This is a genomic window from Cupriavidus sp. BIC8F, from assembly GCF_032465815.1.
GTDB classification, from domain to species: Bacteria; Pseudomonadota; Gammaproteobacteria; order Burkholderiales; family Burkholderiaceae; genus Cupriavidus; species Cupriavidus necator.
Map to the genome: position 1 here is coordinate 3,353,730 of NZ_CP136094.1, position 16,076 is coordinate 3,369,805.

General features: G+C 63.7%; 16 protein-coding genes. 4 read left to right on the top strand and 12 right to left on the bottom strand.

From position 1 onward, the window contains the following. Window positions 1–27 precede the first annotated feature (27 nt). The gene (locus tag RS901_RS15505) at window positions 28–1,035 is read right to left on the bottom strand and encodes a tripartite tricarboxylate transporter substrate binding protein (RefSeq protein WP_316149672.1); all 1,008 of its coding nucleotides are present in this window, start codon (window positions 1,033–1,035) and stop codon (window positions 28–30) included. A 70-nt stretch (window positions 1,036–1,105) separates the two neighbouring features. Then, complete coding sequence (locus RS901_RS15510; RefSeq protein WP_316149673.1) at window positions 1,106–2,806, bottom strand: thiamine pyrophosphate-binding protein; 1,701 nt, start codon at window positions 2,804–2,806, stop codon at window positions 1,106–1,108. A gap of 182 nt (window positions 2,807–2,988) precedes the next feature. On the opposite strand from RS901_RS15510, the gene RS901_RS15515 reads away from it, so the two are divergent. From RS901_RS15515 to garL, 3 genes are read left to right on the top strand one after another with little or no spacing between them, the layout of a single operon-like run. After that, entirely contained in the window at window positions 2,989–4,014 is a 1,026-nt protein-coding gene (locus RS901_RS15515; protein WP_316149674.1) for a tripartite tricarboxylate transporter substrate binding protein, read from the top strand. A 28-nt stretch (window positions 4,015–4,042) separates the two neighbouring features. Next, window positions 4,043–5,146, top strand: coding sequence for a malate/lactate/ureidoglycolate dehydrogenase (locus RS901_RS15520; protein WP_316149675.1), 1,104 nt, complete (start codon window positions 4,043–4,045; stop codon window positions 5,144–5,146). Window positions 5,147–5,203: 57 nt separating this feature from the next. Further along, window positions 5,204–5,998: a 2-dehydro-3-deoxyglucarate aldolase gene (garL, locus tag RS901_RS15525; protein ID WP_316149676.1), complete on the top strand. Its 795-nt coding sequence runs from the start codon at window positions 5,204–5,206 to the stop codon at window positions 5,996–5,998. A gap of 16 nt (window positions 5,999–6,014) precedes the next feature. Here the strand turns inward: garL and RS901_RS15530 are convergent, their stop codons facing one another. Then, window positions 6,015–6,965 (bottom strand): LysR family transcriptional regulator, encoded by a 951-nt coding sequence (locus tag RS901_RS15530; protein ID WP_316149677.1) that lies wholly within the window; start codon window positions 6,963–6,965, stop codon window positions 6,015–6,017. Between the two features lie 213 nt (window positions 6,966–7,178). Here RS901_RS15530 and RS901_RS15535 point away from each other — a divergent pair, with 213 nt between their 5' ends. Then, a complete protein-coding gene (locus RS901_RS15535; protein ID WP_316149678.1) occupies window positions 7,179–7,562 on the top strand; it encodes a nuclear transport factor 2 family protein in 384 nt (127 codons plus the stop codon). A gap of 682 nt (window positions 7,563–8,244) precedes the next feature. Here the strand turns inward: RS901_RS15535 and RS901_RS15540 are convergent. The 9 genes from RS901_RS15540 to RS901_RS15580 form a co-directional block, all read right to left on the bottom strand. Further along, window positions 8,245–9,222: a tripartite tricarboxylate transporter substrate binding protein gene (locus RS901_RS15540; protein ID WP_316149679.1), complete on the bottom strand. Its 978-nt coding sequence runs from the start codon at window positions 9,220–9,222 to the stop codon at window positions 8,245–8,247. Window positions 9,223–9,394: 172 nt separating this feature from the next. Beyond that, entirely contained in the window at window positions 9,395–10,567 is a 1,173-nt protein-coding gene (locus RS901_RS15545; protein WP_316149680.1) for a mandelate racemase/muconate lactonizing enzyme family protein, read from the bottom strand. 61 nt (window positions 10,568–10,628) lie between these two features. Beyond that, entirely contained in the window at window positions 10,629–11,327 is a 699-nt protein-coding gene (locus tag RS901_RS15550) for an SDR family oxidoreductase (RefSeq protein ID WP_316149681.1), read from the bottom strand. Window positions 11,328–11,412: 85 nt separating this feature from the next. After that, window positions 11,413–12,354, bottom strand: a complete 942-nt coding sequence (locus tag RS901_RS15555) for a dihydrodipicolinate synthase family protein (protein ID WP_316149682.1) — start codon at window positions 12,352–12,354, stop codon at window positions 11,413–11,415. 20 nt (window positions 12,355–12,374) lie between these two features. After that, window positions 12,375–13,262 (bottom strand): IclR family transcriptional regulator, encoded by an 888-nt coding sequence (locus tag RS901_RS15560; RefSeq protein WP_316149683.1) that lies wholly within the window; start codon window positions 13,260–13,262, stop codon window positions 12,375–12,377. A gap of 780 nt (window positions 13,263–14,042) precedes the next feature. Then, window positions 14,043–14,288 (bottom strand): tripartite tricarboxylate transporter substrate-binding protein, encoded by a 246-nt coding sequence (locus RS901_RS15565; RefSeq protein WP_316149684.1) that lies wholly within the window; start codon window positions 14,286–14,288, stop codon window positions 14,043–14,045. Continuing rightward, window positions 14,285–15,088 (bottom strand): IS630 family transposase, encoded by an 804-nt coding sequence (locus RS901_RS15570; protein WP_316149685.1) that lies wholly within the window; start codon window positions 15,086–15,088, stop codon window positions 14,285–14,287. Before RS901_RS15570 ends, RS901_RS15565 begins: the two co-directional genes overlap by 4 nt. 252 nt (window positions 15,089–15,340) lie before the next feature. After that, window positions 15,341–15,853, bottom strand: a complete 513-nt coding sequence (locus RS901_RS15575; protein ID WP_316153527.1) for a tripartite tricarboxylate transporter substrate-binding protein — start codon at window positions 15,851–15,853, stop codon at window positions 15,341–15,343. After that, on the bottom strand, window positions 15,778–16,071 hold the full coding sequence (locus RS901_RS15580; protein ID WP_316149686.1) for a hypothetical protein: 294 nt from the start codon (window positions 16,069–16,071) through the stop codon (window positions 15,778–15,780). Before RS901_RS15580 ends, RS901_RS15575 begins: the two co-directional genes overlap by 76 nt. Window positions 16,072–16,076 lie beyond the last annotated feature (5 nt).

The window sequence follows — 16,076 nt, forward strand, 5'->3', positions numbered from 1 at the left end:
TGCCTCCTGTGCGGCGATGCGCCGGCGTCAGTCACCGTCGACGGCCACGCCGGCCGCCTTGACCACCTTCTCCCAGCGGGTCTTCTCTGCCATGGCGAAGGCCTGGAACTCGGCGCTCGGCCGGGGATCCGGCTCGGCGCCGGCGTTCACCAGCTGCTCGCCGAAGTCCGCACGCCGGGACGCGGCCATGATGACCTGGCTGAGCTTGTCCACCACCTCGCGCGGCGTGCCGGCGGGCGCGAACACGCCGAACCACGAGCCGGTGACGAAGCCGGGCAGGCCGGCCTCTTCCATGGTCGGCACGTTCGGCAGCGCGGCCATGCGCTTCGCGCCGGTGACCGCCAGTGCCTTGAGCTTGCCCGCCTTGACGAAGGGCAGCGAGGTGGGCGCGTTGTCGAACATGATCTGTACCTGGCCTCCCATCAGGTCGGTCACGGCGGGCGCGCTGCCCTTGTAGGGCACGTGGACCATCTGCGTACCGGTCATGACCATGTACAGCTCGCCCGACAGGTGGATCGAGGTGCCGGCGCCAGACGAGGCGAAGGTGGCCTTGCCGTTCTGGCTCTTCACGAACTGCGTCAGCTCGCGCACGTTGGCGGCGGGTACAGACGGATTGACGACCAGGATGTTCGGCACCGATGCCACCAGCGCGACGGCGGTGAAATCCTTCGCCGCGTCAAAGGGCATCTTGCGATAGAAGCTGGGGTTGATGGCGTTGGTGCCGACGGTGCCCATCAACAGCGTGTAGCCGTCCGCCGGTGCCTTGGCGACTGTGTCGGCGCCGATATTGCCGGACGCGCCCGGGCGGTTCTCTATCACCACCGGCTGGCCCAGCGCCTTCTGCACTTCCTTGCCGACCAGGCGCGCGACGATGTCGGTATTGCCGCCTGCCGTGAACGGGACCACCAGCCGGATTGGCTTGGAAGGATAAGCATCGGCCAAGGCCGTAGCCGGCGCGAGCGCCATCAGCAGCGATGCGGCCGCGGCGGCCCGGATGGCGCGCCTGCGCAAAGCGTCGGTGCGTGTCGTTTTCATCTTGTCTCCTGTTGTGTTCTGTTCTTGTCGGCGCCGGGCCGCGCGATGCGGCCCGCGGGTCACCGCCGCCTCACTGATCCACCCACATCGCCGGCGTGATCTGGCGCGGATCGGTCACCAGTTCGATCAGCGCCGGCGTGCCGGCGGCGCGGGCGCTGTCGAAGGCCCCGGCAAACGCATCGGCATGCTCGACGCGCTCGGCCCAGGCGCCGCAGGCGCGCGCCATGGCCACGAAATCGGGATTGCGGATGCCGGTGCCGCTGACGCGCCCCGGATAGCGCTTCTCCTGGTGCATGCGAATGGTGCCGTACATGCCGTTGTTGACCAGCACCACGATGACATTAGCGCCGGCCTCCGCCGCGGTCGCCAGCTCCTGCGGATACATCAGGAAGCAGCCGTCGCCGGCGAAGCAGACCACGGTCCGGTCCGGATTTCTCAGCTTGGCCGCGATGGCTGCCGGCACGCCGTAGCCCATCGCGCCGCAGGTGGGGGCCAGCTCGGTGCGCGGCTGCCGGTAGGCATAGAAGCGGTGCAGCCAGACGGTGTAGTTGCCGGCGCCGTTGCTCAGGATGGCGTCGTCGGGCAGTGTCTGGTCGAGGTGCTGCATTACCTTGTTCAGGTCGACACCGCGCAGCTGCGCGTTTGGCGCCACCGGCGTTGCAAAGGCGACGTGGTCGGCGCGCGCGGCGCGGGTCCATGGCGCCCAGCGCGGCGCTTCCGGCGCGGCCAGTGCGGCGAGCATGCGCGTGCCGGGCACAATGCCGGACTGGATCGCCAGCTCGGCCTGGTACACGCGGCCAAGCTCGGCGCTGTCGGCATGGACATGCACCAGCCGCTGGCGCGGTCGCGGCGGCTCCAGCAACTGGTAGCCGTCGGTCGCGATGTCGCCCAGGCGGGTGCCGAACGCGAGGATCAGGTCGGCCTCGCGCACGCGCTGGGCCAGGCGCGGGTTGACGCCCAGGCTCAGGTGGCCAGCATAGTGTTCATGGCGGTTGTCAAAGACATCCTGGCGGCGGAAGGCGCAGGCCACCGGCAGGTCCCATGCCTTGATGAAGGCGGCAAAGTCGGCTGCCGCTTCGGCGGTCCAGCCCGCGCCGCCGGCGATCACCAGCGGGCGTTCGGCGCCGGCCAGCGCGGCGCGCAGTGCCTGGGCATCTTCGTGCGACGGTGAGGCCGTGACCGGCCGGTACGGTGCCGCATCGGCGCATTCGCACAAGCCGTCGAGCACGTCCTCGGGCAGCGCCAGCACCACCGGGCCGGGCCGGCCCGAGGTCGCGCACTGGAAGGCCCGGGCTACCAGTTCCGGGATGCGCGCGGGGTCATCGATCTGCGCCACCCACTTGGTCATGCCACCGAACATCGCTACATAGTCCACTTCCTGGAACGCCTCGCGCCCCACGTGCTGGCGCGCGATCTGGCCGACGAACAGGATCATCGGCGTCGAATCCTGCGCGGCGATATGCACGCCGATACTGGCATGTGTGGCGCCCGGGCCGCGGGTCACGAAGCAGATGCCGGGGCGGCCGGTCAGCTTGCCGTCGGCCTCGGCCATGTTCGCCGCCGCACCCTCATGCTTGCAAACCACCAGGTCGATGGCGGGCTGGTCGTGCAGCGCATCCAGCACGTCGAGGAAGCTCTCGCCCGGCACGCAGTAGATGCGATCGGCGCCATGCAGGCGCAATGCGTCCACCAAAACGCGGCCGCCGGTGCGCTGGATTAGCGTCCGGGGTTCGGATGAATGGGCGGGGGACAACGCGGATTGTGGGGTCATGGCGGGTCAGCAGATACGGGTGGGGATGCACAGCGCAGATTGTTGCCTTGGGCCCGCCGCCACTGCCCGCGTCTTCCTGCATGCCTGCTATGCAGAAAACGCAAGGCTCGACCCGCCGCCGGGCGGTAGATTGCTGGCAGGCCGCAAAGCGGCCCCACAAAGAAAATCAGGAGACAACCCTCATGCCAGACCTCACCTGCCCGCAGGACGCCTGCCTTGCGCGACGGATTGCCCCGCGCCTGGCCCTGGCCTCGCTCGCCGCGCTGGCCATCGCCGCCCTGCCCGCCAAGCCGGCGTGGGCGCAGGACGGCTGGCCCGCCAAGCCCATCACCTATATCGTGCCGTTCGCGGCCGGCGGTTCCACCGACGTGCTCGGCCGCCTGATCGGCCAGCGGCTGTCGCAAGCGCTCGGCCAGCCCGTGGTGATCGAGAACCGCCCCGGCGCCGGCGGCAATGTCGGCTCCGACTACGTCGCCAAGGCGGCGCCGGACGGCTACACGCTGGTCGGCGGGACCATCAGTTCCCATGCGATCAACGTCAGCCTGTACCCGAAGATGCCGTATGACCCGGTGAAGAACTTCCAGCCGGTGGCGCTGATCGGCACCCTGCCCAACGTGCTGGTGGTCAACGCCAACAGCCCTTGGAAATCGGTGCAGGACGTGATCGCCGCGGCCAAGGCGCGCCCGAGCGGGGTCAGCTTCGGTTCATCCGGCAACGGTACCTCGCAGCACCTGTCCGGTGAGCTGTTTGCCTCGATGGCCGGCCTGAAGCTCCTGCATGTGCCGTTCAAGGGCAGCAGCCCCGCCGTCCAGGCCCTGCTCGGCAACCAGGTCGACATGGTGTTCGAGAACAGCATCGCCGCGATGCCGCTGATCCAGGCCGGCAAGCTGCGCGCGCTGGCCAGCACCGGGCCGCGCCGTGCCCCTGAGTTGCCCGACGTGCCTACCGTGGCCGAGAGCGGCCTGAAGAGCTATGAGATCGTGTCGTGGCAGGCGATCTTCGCGCCGGCCGGCACGCCAATGCCGATCATCAACCGGCTCGCTGCCGAGATCGGCAAGATCATCCGCGAGCCCGAGGTGCGCAACCGCCTGGTGAACATGGGCATCGAGCCGTCCGGCGCGGGACCCGCCGAGCTGTCCGCGTTCCAGAAGGCCGAGGTCGCCAAGTGGGGCAAACTGGTCAAGAGCGCCGGCATCCGCCTGGAGTAGGCACCTGCCCCCGACCATCACTAAAGACATGAGCGAACACCATATCCCTACCGCGGCGCTGCACCGCTGGGTCAACGAACTCTGGCTCGCGGCCGGCTCCGACGCCCACGAGGCGCGCCTCACCGCCGACCACCTGGTAGGCGCCAACCTGAGCGGCCACGATTCGCACGGCGTGGGCATGATCCCCAAGTACGTGCTGTCGTGGCAGGCGGACGAGCTGCAGCTGAACCGCAACGTCAGCGTGCTGCACGACGCCGGCAGCATGCTCAGCCTCGACGCCAACCGCGGCATGGGCCAGGCCGTGACCGAGGAAGCCATGGCGCTGGCCATCGAGCGCGCCAGGGCGCACGGGGTTTGCGTAATGGGCCTGCGACAGTCGCACCATCTCGGGCGGGTCGGGCACTGGGCCGAACAGGCGTGCGCGGCCGGCATGATCTCGATCCACTTCGTCAACGTGCTGTCCAAGCCCATCGTCGCCCCGCACGGCGGCTGCGAGGCGCGCTTCGGCACCAACCCCTTCACGATCGGCGTGCCCGTGGCCGGGGCACCGCCGCTGGTGCTCGACTTCGCCACCAGCGCGATCGCGCTGGGCAAGGTGCGGGTGGCCAACAACAAGGGCGTTGACGTGCCGGCCGGCTGCCTGCTCGATGCGGATGGTGTGCCGACCACGAGGCCGGGGGTGATGTTTCCCGGCGAGGGCGAGGCGCAGGGCGCGCTGCAGGCGTTCGGCGGCGAGTCCGGCGGCCATAAGGGCTACGCGCTGGCGGTCATGTGCGAGCTGCTCGGCGCCGCCGTGACGGGCGGCCACACCATCCGCCCCGAGACGCTGACCCACCGCCACGCGGTCTGGAACAACATGCTGGCGATCGTGTTCGACCCTGAGCGGCTGGGCACCAGCACCAGCTTCGGCGATGAGGTCCAGGCCTTTGCCGACTGGGTCCGCTCATCGCGGCTGCAGGCGGGCCATGCCGGAATCGCCCTGCCCGGCGAGCCCGAACGGCAGCGCCGGCGCGAACGTGCCGAAACCATCCCGGTCGACAGCGGCACGCTCGCTCAGCTCGATGACGCCGCGGCGCGGGTGCAGTCCATACGCGGCACCTCGCCCGGGCCGCTGTCGCGCCTGGCGGCCTAGTTCGCCCCACTATCGATCCTGCTCCCCCAGCCAATCCCGACAAAAGGAAAAGACGCCATGCCCACGCCCCCCCAACCTCGTCCGCCGTACTCGCCGCTGCCCAACGCCTTCCGAAACGCCGTGCTGGCACAGCAGCGGCAGATCGGCTTATGGTGCTCGCTGGCCAGCCCGGTCACCGCCGAGATCATCGGCCTGGCCGGCTTCGACTGGCTGCTGCTCGATACCGAGCATGCCCCCAACGATCCGCTGACGCTGCTGCCGCAGCTGATGGCGCTGAAAGACAGCCCCAGCGCCCCCGTGGTCAGGCCGCCATGGAACGACCCGGTACTGCTCAAGCGCCTGCTCGACCTTGGCTTCTACAACTTCCTGATTCCGTTCGTGGAGAGCGCCGAACAGGCGCGCCAGGCGGTGTCAGCCACACGCTACCCGCCGCTGGGCACGCGCGGCGTGTCGATGACGCAGCGCAGTAACCGCTATGGCACGGTGCCCGGCTACTTCGAACAGATCAACGACAACATTTGCGTGCTCGTCCAGATCGAGAGCCGCAAGGGCGTCGATGCCGCCGAGGAAATCTCCGCGGTCGAAGGCGTGGATGGCATCTTCATCGGTCCGAACGACCTGGCCGCGGCATGCGGCCACCTGGGCAATCCCAACCACCCCGAGGTACAGGCCGAGATCGCGCGCATCTTCGCCGCCGCGCAGCGGGCCGGCAAGGCGGTCGGCACGCTGACGCCGGTGGAAGCCGACGCGCGGCGCTACCTGGATATGGGGGCCAGCTTCGTCGCCGTGGGGCTGGACCACGTGCTGCTGCGACAGGCCACGCAGGCGCTGCGTGAGCGCTTCACTGACTGACGACCGGAAACTGCGCTCAGACCAGGCGCGCGCCCGGCCAAGCCCCCGACATCACGGTATTGCGGACCGACTGGCGCACGGTCTGCATGATGTCCCACAGCTCTGGCACCGGCGGCCGGTTGCGCGCGGTGGCCAGCGCTACCTGCCGCGTCACAACCGGCTCGACCAGCCTGGCGCAGCGCAGCCGCCCCTGGGCCACGCGGTCCGCCACCGCGGCAAACGGCAGCAGCGTGGCGCCGCAGCCGTCTTCCACCAGCCGCATCGAGACGGTATTCGACGCATCGCACTCCATCGCCAGCTGCAGCGACTTGCCCGCACGCGCGACCAGGTTCTCGGCCAGCACGCGCAGGCCGTGGCCGGTGCTCGGCAGGATCAGCGGCACCTCGTCCAGGCTGGCGCAGCGAAAGCTCGGCCCGATATGGCCCCATGACGTCGGCGTGACCAGAGTCAGGTCTTCCTCCAGCAGCACGTCGACCTTGAGTGCGCCGTGCTGGTCCGGCAGGTAGATCAGCGCGACGTCGATTTCGCCGGCGGCCAGCCATCCCAGCAGCGGGCTGGCGAGCCCTTCGACAAAGCGCACGCGGGTGGCGGGAAAGCGCTGCTTGACGGCCGTGCCGATGCTGGCGAACGCGGTGTTGGCGATGGTCGGCTGCGCCGCGATGATCAGCTGCGCGGGGCCTTGCGCGGTCGACGCCCGGATCGCCTCGCGCGCCTCGGCGAGCGTGGCCGAGACTTGCCGCGCATACCCGAGCAGGGTCTGGCCCGACTCGGTCAGGATCATGCCGCGGCCGGTGCGATGGAACAGCCGGGTGTCGAGATTGGCTTCCAGTCGGGCGATCTGCCGGCTGACGGTGGACTGGTCGGCGCCCTGCTCGAGCGCCGCACGGGAGATGCTGCCCGTGCTGGCTACGCAGACGAAGCAGGCCAGGTCTTCAGAATTCAATGGAGCAGGAGCATTTGCGCTCATGTATTGCACATTCCGGGGTGCGTGTTGGTGAGGGACCGGCATGCGCCAGGCGTCCACACGCGCGGACGCACGCCTGCGAACCGGCTGTCGTGCCAGGCCGATTTTAACCGTGCGGCACCCTGAGGCGGCAACCGTGTGCTGGCTTGAACACGCCTTGGTTTGGCACTAAGTTGGATTCACATCCGGGGGGATCCGCACGAAGCAGGAGCAAACATGGCCACCGCACTTTCCGTCGTCAAGGCCGCTTACGACGCCTTCGGGCGCGGCGATGTCGCAGCCATTCTCGATCTCGTTGCCGACGACGTGGACTGGAAGCTGCTGGGGCCGCCCGCAATCCCCTACGCCGGGCAGCGCAGTAGCAAAGCTGACGTGGCGCGTTTCTTCGCGGAGGTTGGGCAAGCGGACGACACGCAACTCTTCGAGCCGCGCGAGTTCATCGAGGCTGGCGAACACGTGACCGTGCTGGGATTCGAACGGTTCATGGCGCGCCAGCAAGGGAAACTGGTCGAAACCGACTGGATTCATGTCTTTACAGTTCGTGGCGGCAAGATCACGCGCTGGCGCGGTTGCTACGATACCGCTGCGCGCTTTCTGTAAGGCGCGGTGACTGGAACGGCACCTGTCGTCGCACAGGTCTCCGCCAAGCCAACACCGCGGATATGTATTCGTGCACTGGAGACGACGCTATCCATCTTGCGACGGCGGCGAACGAATCGGCTTCGAAGGCCTTTCCATTGGTTGGCATCGGTGCCTCGGCTGGCGGACTCGACGTTGCAGATCGCCATTTCGGCTAATGGCGACCACTAATTCCGCGAATGCGGGTGCCAGCCAGGACAGATTGATACGATGAAGATGAAAAAGGCCCTTTGCCTGGCCAGCGCTCGAGAGCGCTACGGAGGGAGGGCTCACGGTTGACCAGTCGCGGTGTGAACGCGGATGACCAGAATGGCCCTATTGTTGGGACCTCTCGCGAATTCATACGCATGTCTCTACCGAACAATCACCCTCCCCGATCGCCTTGCCCCACCAGCAATGGAATTTCGTCGACACCGCCTCGGCGTAGCCCGCGTTAGCCGAATTAATGGCCCGCCCAGCCGCACTAGCTGAATCGCTGGACATGCGCGCTAACGAGCGTTGCTCTTGCACCACGGCCAATAACGCGTCGCGGCGGCTTTTTTCCACATAGAGATCAAAGGGCTAAAACCATGTGATTGCTAGCGGATATAGCGGTCACCGCTAGCGGATTTCATGATCGCCAACAGCGGCAGCCAGAGAATTGCTATTCCGCGCGAATCTTCGCCTCCGCCACGATCTTGGCGGAGCGAACCATGTCCTCCTTCTGAAATCGCGCGAAGTCTTCCGGCGTGCCTGGCGACAGTAAGTAGCCTTGCTCGACGAGGCGGGTGCGGAGATCCGACGCTAGCGCTTTATTGACCGCAGCGTTAAGCCGCTTTGTCACGTCGGCTGGCAAATTCGACGGACCCCATAAGCCGTACCAGGAGTAGAACTCGTAGCCTGGCACGGTTTCAGCGACCGTGGGCACATCAGGCATCGAAGGCAGCCGATCCCTCGATGTCACGGCAACTACGCGGACCATGCCACTCTTGTGATACGACATGACACCTAGCACCGGATCAATGAAGCCATCGATCGCGCCACCGATGAGATCCTGATAGGCGGGTGCGGAGCCTTTATAGGGAACGACCAGATAATCGATCTTGCCCGCGCGCTTAAGCAATTCCGTGGACAAGTGTCCCGCCGAGGCTTGCGATCCGATCGCGAAGGACATCTTCCCCGGATGCGCCTGCGCGTAGGAAATCAGCTCCTTAATGTTCCGGATCGGCAGTTTCTTATTGACCGATACGGCTAGCGGGCCTTTACCCACTAGGGCAATGGGCGTGAAGTCTTTTACCACGTCGTAGGGCGACGACTTCAACGTCATTGGCGTGGTAGTGAAGGTGGATGCGCTGAACAACAGCGTGTATCCGTCCGCGGCACTTTTGGCTACGGCATCGCCACCGATCACGCCTTGCCCGCCAGGACGGTTTTCGACGATGAAGCTTTGTCCAGTTTCCTCCGACAGCTTCTGCGCGAGCATGCGGCCCACGGTATCGGTCGGCCCGCCCGGCGGAAATGGAATGATGACTTTTACTGCCTTGGACGGGTAGCCTTGGGCTGAGGCGAGCACGCTGGCGCCAAGAAGCAGTGCGCCTGCGACGGAGCGAAGATAGGATTGGTACAGCCTTTTGAACAGCATGGTGTGTCTCCTCTGTTTCGACTGCGAATGCGCTACCGTTGGCGGCAGGCACGCAGCCATGCCACCACGCGGTAACGCAACAGGCAATAGGATGGCTGGGCAATGCGCAGCCTGTTCCTCGCCGTTGCGATAGATTTCGCTTCTCTTTGTGGTATAGGAGGATGCGGCGACCTCAGGGTTGTGCCAGCGCCGCCATCTCGGCGAAGAGATCCGCCTTACCCTCGAAGCCGATGCCAGGCAGTTCCGGCATAGTGATGTGGCCGTCGATCACCTTCACCCCGTCCGGGAAGCCCCCATAGGGTTGGAAAAGATCGGGATAGCTCTCATTGCCACCGAGGCCCAGACCAGCGGCGATGTTGAGAGACATCTGGTGTCCACCATGCGGGATACAGCGGCTCGGCGACCAACCATGGGTCCTCAGAACTTCCAGGGTTCGCTCGTACTCGACCAGTCCGTAGGACAACGCGCAATCGAACTGGAGGTAGTCGCGATCGGGACGCATGCCGCCATACCGAATCAGGTTGCGAGCATCCTGATGGCTGAACAGATTCTCACCTGTGGCCATTGCTCCCGGATAGTACTCGGCCAACGTAGCCTGCAGGTGATAGTCGAGGGGATCACCGGCTTCCTCGTACCAGAACAGCGGGAAGTCGCGCAGCATCTTGGCGTAGGCAATGGCAGTATCGAGATCGAATCGTCCGTTCGCATCGACAGCAAGTTTCGCGTCAGAGCCGATTTCCTGAAGTACCGCTTCGATGCGCAGTCGGTCCTCCTCGACGCTCGCACCGCCAATCTTCATCTTGACCACGTTGTAGCCGCGCTTGAGGTAAGAGCGCATTTCCGAGCGGAGCGCATCCAGACCTTTACCGGGGTAATAGTAGCCGCCGGCCGCGTACACAAACACGCGCGGGTTAGCTTGGACACCATGCCGGTCGGCCAGGAACTGGAAGAGCGGCTTGCCAGCAAGCTTAGCCACGGCGTCCCACACAGCCATGTCGATCGTACCCACTGCGACTGAGCGCTCGCCGTGACCGCCGGGCTTCTCGTTAGACATCGCGGCCGCCCACACGCGCGTGGGATCGAGATTGGTGCCGCTATCGTCAAGCAGCGAGTCGGGATCGGCTTCCAGAATGCGCGAGGCAAATCGTTCGCGGATCAGGCCACCCTGACCGTAGCGGCCGTTCGAGTTGAAGCCATAGCCGATGACGCGCTTCCCGTCACGAACGGCGTCAGTCACCACCGCGACAAGGCTGCTCGTCATTTTCGAGAAATCGATGTAGGCGTTGCGAATCGGTGACGAAATCGGCTTCGTCACCTCAAGGATGTCAATAATGCGTACGGACATTGCTATCTCCGGTATCTGTGTTGGGTGCCTGCCGGCGTAGTGGTGCGGTTCAGGTACGGCACTAAAGTGAGCCACCACCGCAGATCACGATCTGCTGGCCGGTAATGGCCCCCGCGTCTGGCCCGAGCAGGAAGCTCACCAGCCCAGCGACTTCTTCCGGACTGATAAAGCGGCCAATCGGGGGCACGCGTGGGGGTGTTCCCTGGCGGCCAGGGTCGTTAAGCATCGGGGTCTCCGTGGCACCCGGTGCTACGACATTGACGGTGATCCCGCGCGGGGCCAGTTCCGCTGCCCACGAGCGGGCCATGCCGACCAAAGCCGCCTTGGTCGCTGCGTACTGGCTGCGTCCAGGGGCCCCGGCGGCTGTACGGCTGCCGATCAGCACGATGCGTGCGCCGCGCTGCATCTTCGGCATCAACGCGTTGGCGAGCACGGCAGCCGCATCGACGTGGATGCGCCACATGCCCTCGCCGTCTTCGGGCTTGAGGTCGCCAAGCACGGCGGTTCGCATGAAGCCTGCTGCGTGGACGATGGCATCAATCCGCGGCAGCGCCGCCACGGTTGCGGCGAGCTTGGAAGCATCAGTCAGGTCGACCTCTATTGCCCGAAAGCCCTTGGTGCTGGGAGCGGCCGTGCGGTCCAGCCCGATGACTTGCCATCCGGCGTCCAGCAAGCGACGCGTGATGGCAGCGCCTATGCCGGAGCTGGATCCGGTAACGAGCGCCACACCCGTGCCGGTATTTCGAGTGGATTGATTCATGACTGCCCCTTTGGGAACGAATGGCCCCTCTCTTGGCGCGGCATGATTGCGGCGCCAAGAGGCCTTGCGCGTATCTGCTTCAGGATCAGGCGGCTGCTGGTTGCGTGATGCCGGCGTGTGCCAAGGCGGATTTGATTGCGGCCAACTCAGCAGCCGAAGGGGCGTGGGTCGGCGGACGCACCGTCCCATCGCGAAGGATGCCAGCCAACGCCATGGCCGCTTTCATGCGGCCGTGCGCCTCGCCAGTCGGCTCGCCGGCGCCATATACCGCGTCCTTAAGGGGGTTGATCAACGCTTGCACACGCATTGCCTCACGCAAGTCGCCGGCCTTGACGGCTTTGAGCAGGTCATTGATCAGACCGGGGATCAGCGATGCGAAGCCAACCAATGCACCGTCCAGGCCCTGCACCATCGACGCCAACAGGTATTCGTCGTGGCACGTCATGAGAACCTTGGTCGGATCGGCCTCGCGGATCGCCTTGATGTCACGCGCGTACTTGTTCATCTCGCGCTCGCCCATCTTGAAGGCCTTGACGTACGGCAGCTTGGCAAGTTCGGCAAGCAATTCGCTGGAGTAGGATCCTCGCGTCCAAGCCGGGTAAATATGCACCACCAACGGCAGGCCGCTGGCCTTGCCAATGGCTTCGAAGTAGTCGAGGCAGTGTTCCGGCTTGAAGCCGAAGCGCAGCCAATGGTGCGGCGGCATGATATCGAGTCCCGCGGCGCCCGCTTCCGTGGCCCAACCGGCCTGTTCCACGGCATCGTTGATGCCTTCACATACAATGGACGAAATGACCGGGCAGATTCCCTTGGTGGCGTCCGCGGTGATGCGCGTCACTTCGGCGCGCTCACGCGGTGTCAGTGAGAAAACCTCTCCTGTGTGACCATTGGTCATCAATGCAGTCACGCCTTCCTGAGCACCGAGCCACTTGGCAAAGCGCCGCAATTCCGGTTCGTTGATGCTGTAGTCCGCGTTGAAGGGAACCGCGATGGCAGGAATGATGCCGTGGAAGTTGATATCGGACACGTTTGTCTCCAGGGAAAAAGCTAGCGCCTAAGGCGCAGACGAGGGGTTGGGGAAGAAGCGGGCGGCATATCGGGAGCGATAAAGCCACCAGAAGATTGCAGCGAGCGGGAGAGGCTGGCCGCGGCCTCGACGACTGCAGGCGCCATGGCGGATTCGAATTCATCGAGAGAAGTGTTCAAGGCAGGTGCAGCGACGCTAAGTCCAGCGATGGGCACTCCGTCCACATCGAGCACCGGGGCGGCGACCACAAAAAGGCCGGACACCGTTTCCTGGTTAGAGACTGCGTAGCCCTGAGCACGCACCGACTTCAGGCGTTCAAGAATGGTGTCGAGGTCCGTCTGCGTGGTCGGTGTCAGCTTTTGACGCGGCTGTGCCTCAAGCACGCGGATCTGCGTCTGCTCTGGCAGCCAGGCAAGGATCGCATAACCGACAGCCGTGGAATAAGCGGGTATCCTGCTGCCGATGCGGATATCCACCCCGAGGCGCGTCAGCCCCGCCAGGACACGCTCGGTGTATAAGACATCCGCGCCATCGAGGACGCCAACGGAGGCGGCTTCATTGACCTCTCCGACCAACTCGCGGAGGATCGGCCGTGCACGCGTACGAAGATCCGCATGGGCAATGGCGTTGAAGCCAAGGTCTAATACTTTCAGGGAAAGCCTGAACAGGCGTGTGTCGGGCACGCGTTGTACGTACCCGATGTCAACCAGCGTGTTGAGAAACCGGAATGCCGTGGCGTTATCCAGTCCAGAGCGGCGTGCCACTTCGGCCATCGTCAGTTCGGACTCCTGGGCCGAGAACGCTTCGAGGATGCGAAAGCCCTTCGCCAGCGACTGCACCGTGTTCTTGGATGCGTCGCCTGCGCTGGTCGTCTTCGAAGCGGATCGGAAGGATTTCTCGGTTGCCATGTCAATCTCCACTGTGAGTTCGGATTCCGAATTTTAATTCGGGAACTGCACAGAGGAAAGCCCAGAAAGGTGTCGTCACGAGCCGTAGCATCCTTCTACTCATCCGCCCGGTAAAAATTCGGATTGCGAATTAAAGTTCGGAATACTGGCTTAAGAATCGCCAGTTGCCTGGCTTACTTCTATCGCGAATCAAAATTCGGAATGCGAACTTTGATTCGCGATATGAGACATTGTAGGCAGCGCTCCCCTGCTTTCGCAAGGATGAAGAAATCGGGGTTTCTACTGAGTCGGCCTATGACTCGCCGATTCGAGGCAGTCTTTTGCTCGCTTGCTTAAACAGCCATGCATACTTAGCCGTCAATCTTGTGCCGTAAAATGCACATGCGCGTAGAGCCAAATCGGCCCGAAATCAAGCCCCCAATGCGGCCGTCACACAAAGTGCGGGAGACCCAGGTTTGCCCACGCGGCGTAGCAAACACAGGGAAGCCTGGACCGACGTGAATGACGGCACCCTCCTGAACATTCACGCCTTCGCCGAGAACAATTCTCTTGTTGTCTCCACGTATCACGGCACCGGGTCATATTGAGACGTTTTCCCCTATCTCCACATCTCCGATAATCACGGCATGCTCAGACACGTATGCAGTCGGGTGTATGGATGGCTTGCAAGATCCGATTTTATGTATGGCCATGATGGCAGGGGCAACTGAGGATAGTTCATCGGTCAGCCCGGCAAAGGATTGCAGGGCGTCGGGAATGAAGCGATTTCATCGCCCACATTTACTCAACACGGATGCCTCGTGACTTGACCAAGGTATGCCAACGCGCTGACTCAGTTTGCAGGAAGCTCTTGAATGCTTGTGGCGAATTGCCAACCGGATCGAGTCCTGCCATTTTCAGCTTGGCCCGTACCCCTGCATCGGCCACGGCCGTCTGTACGGCGCTGGCAATCGCGTGCATCCGCTCCGGCGGAGTTCCCTTTGGCAGAAATACACCATTCCACTCGAGCACTTCATAAGCGTTCAACAAAAAGTCAATCTGTAGTCTGTACCGAATCCCTGAAGGATTACGTCGACATCAGCTTCTAGGGTTTTGGCGTCGCGGGCCTTGAAGGCCAGCCACTCGTATTTCATCTTGTGCCAAAGCTTCTCAATGCGATTGAGCTCCGGGCTGTACGGTGGCAGGAAGTACAACGTCAAACCTTTCCTTCGTAGCAGCCAGAGATAAGGCCGAAGTGCGCGTGCCGTGTGGACCGAGGCATTGTCGAGAATCACGGTCAGCGGCTTGCCGACGTGTTCGACCAGTAGGCCGAGGAATCCAACGAACAGCATCGAGGTCATCGTCTCCCACAACTTCACTGCAAACAGTCCTCCTGAGGAAAGCAGTGCTCCGACCACGTTCAGGCGCTTACCGCGCCGGGCTTCAATCATGTGCTGCTGCCCGACTGGTGTCCAAGCACTTCGATTCGGCTGCGCTTGCGCGAAGCCAGCTTCGTCTACGTAGGCGAGCTCGATTTCGCCACGCTTAGCTTGCTCGACCAACTCCCCGATTTCAGATTGGGCTTGTCGGAATCGCTGCTCATCCCGCTTTTTTAAACTATGCCGGGTTCGCTTCCATACCAGCCCCGCTCGCTTGAGAGCTGCTGTCAGCGTATTGCGATGAACCCGAACCCCGAACTTCTCTTCGAGTCGTGAGAGCAGTTCCGGAACTGTCAGCGCTTCCTGCGTCGCCCATGCCTTCAACTGTTCAACGTGCTCCGTCGACAGCTTGATGGGGCACCGCTGCGCGGCGCGTCTGACAGCGCTGCCATGCCTTTTTCCAACCAACGATAGCGCCTCTCGTATACCGCCTCCAACGTCAACTCCTGTCGCTTGGCTATCTCCTTGGCAGGCACGCCATCGCTAAACATCAGAATTGTCCGCGACCTGTCTCGTGTTCTTCCATCACGGCGGCTTCTCGCCAGTGCTTCAAGCTCAGTACGTTGTTCCTTCGTCAGTTTCAGCGGCTTCAATACGGACATCGTCTATGTCGCAGTTCTTATTTGATTCGATATTATAGAGGTATTTCTTGTGAACCGCTTACTCTGGCATGCCGCTCTCTGCCAAGGTCGGCGTGTTGGGTAATGCCTTCATGCGCGCTTTCGACGTGACAGCAAGGGCGCGGAGCTTCCCGCCTGTGACATATTGAAGGGTGGACGCAGTATTCCCGAAGTAGACTGCAACCTGTCCGCCCATCACATCAGTCAGCGCTGGCGCGCCTCCCTTGTACGGAACATGCAGCAATTCGATTCTGGCCTGCTCATTGAACATTTCCGCTGCCAGGTGCGATCCGGTGCCGGCGCCCGCGGACGCGTAAGTCAGCTTGCCAGGGGACTTCTTCGCGGCGGTGATGAAGTCCGAAAGTGTCTTGTAGGGCGCGTTCGAGGCCACCACGAGAATCTGCGGGGCGGTCGCGACGAGGGAGATCGGGATGAAGTCACTTGCGGGGTCGAACGGCAGTTTGCGTAGCGCTCCGTTCACCGCAAACGCAGATGCATCGTACAACACCGTATAGCCATCGGGTGCCGCCTTCGCGACCGCATCGGCGCCGATGACGCCTCCTGCCCCGGCTTGTTATCGATCACTACAGTCTGCCCAAGTATTTCTCCCATTTTCTGGGCCACGACACGCGCTGTGTTGTCGGCACCGCCACCCGCTGAATAGGGCACAACCATGCGGATCGGCTTGTCGGGGAACGCGAAGGCGCTGAGCGGCACCGCCGCAGCAAGAATCGCCAGGCCTTTGCCAAGGCGCTGCAGGGTCGTTTTCATGTTGT